Here is a 1,608-nt window from a genome sequence, read left to right as displayed (position 1 = left end):
TGTCTGGATCGACAGCTATCTGACCTTCAGAGTTACGCTTTCCGCTTCTAATCAGATGACCATTTTTACTGTAGTCATAGCTGATACCATTCTGTTCAGTAAGCTGGTTAAAGGCATTGTATGTCCACTCTTTTGAGCCTTGAGCAGGCGCCAGTTCAGCTTTATTTGCTTTCTCATCCAGACGGTTACCCACCTTATCGTACTGGTAAGCTTCGTTGGTTCTGGGCGTATGGTTTTCTACATTATCGTTTGTGCTGTATTGGGCTTCAGTCAGGCGATAGAGCTTATCGTAGCCATAATCAGCGGTCTCTTCCGTCTGGGTGATTTGGGTAATATTGCTTTCATTGTCGTATTCCCAGGCCAGACTGTGCATGGGGTTACTGGCTGGGTCTGTAGTGAGTTTTTTTCGATAGCGCATCAGCCCATCAGGGATCAGACTGACCTGACTGTTGCCGGGGTAACTGATGTTCTGGGGCATCAGCCAGCTGAAGTTGTTGTAGCTGATTCGTCCCTGACCGGGGATGGCCACCCCGCTGAGCTGATTATTGCCATTGTAGTAGTAAGTGTAGGTTTGGCCTTCCGGCGTCGTATAGGTCTTTTTCTGGCCGTTTTTATAATAGCTATAGCCGTAGGTTTTCTGAAACTCGGTTGTCTTACCCTTGTTAAAGGTTGTGACGATCTGGGTCAGACGATTTAAAGCATCGTAGGTGTAGTCGGTTTCTGTGATGCCATCACTGTACCCGGCAAACTGATTGGTGTTGGTGTAGCGATAATTGACCGTTTTCTCTGGCTGACTGTTCTTCTGTTGCTCTGTACTAGCATAATGGTGAGCTTCCACCTGGCGGTTGGCAACATCATAGCTATAAACGGTGATTTCACCGTTTGGGGTGATGAGTTGAGTCAGGTTGCCATTATTATCGTACTGGTAGCTTCTGCGGGTGTCGGCCAGTCCGTTCTGACCCACCTTGATTTCCGCTGTGACTTCATCCCGAAGGTTGTATTCAAAAAGGAGATTCTGGGACATCCAGAGAACATTCCACCCAAGCGCCTTATCAAGAGAAGAAAGGTCTGACTCCCTACTTGTAAAAATGGTTTCAGAAACACTAAAAAACAGATATCGATGACCTTTACTGGAGGCAGATTAAGTATGAGTAACCAGAAGGAGAAAAGAACGGTTCCAGAATCACCGCCCAAGTAATGAGATAAATGAATGCCTACGGAAAGGGTTTGCTGTCAGCTTTACCTGATTGATATAAACGACTACAAGAAAACAACCCCTGCACCCACTTTTTCCCCATCTCACGAGCGTAGCTCTTCATTGACTACAACCTGCCGACTGCTCGATAGAAGCGATTATTCCAACTCATGGTTTTCAGCCATTCGGCAGAATCAATCTCTAACCTGGCCAGAATAGGCGGAGTATCTGAAGGAATGGCGTCTTTTTTATCAACCCTGACTGCACGCCCACTCTAATCAACCAGTTCAAGATAGTCATGAAGTCTATAAAGAAGGGCTAACTCTGGATTCTGACCCTGCAGACGAAAAGGCATCAGATTGCCTGACTGCTTTCCAGTACCACAATCTGACAAGCGCTCAACTCGCTTCTGG

1 protein-coding gene is annotated in these 1,608 nt (G+C 46.6%); it reads right to left on the bottom strand.

Annotated features, from left to right (window positions below):
* The coding region (locus tag ACR2PX_RS26920; protein WP_434002442.1) for an RHS repeat domain-containing protein at positions 1–1,024 on the bottom strand (1,024 nt) is incomplete at its 3' end.
* Positions 1,025–1,608: the final 584 nt, after the last annotated feature.

Source organism: Endozoicomonas sp. (assembly GCF_051008435.1).
In the GTDB taxonomy this organism is placed as follows: Bacteria; Pseudomonadota; Gammaproteobacteria; order Pseudomonadales; family Endozoicomonadaceae; genus Endozoicomonas_A.
The sequence above is the reverse complement of the archived record's forward strand: the minus strand, read 5'-3'. Positions and strand labels throughout refer to the sequence as shown.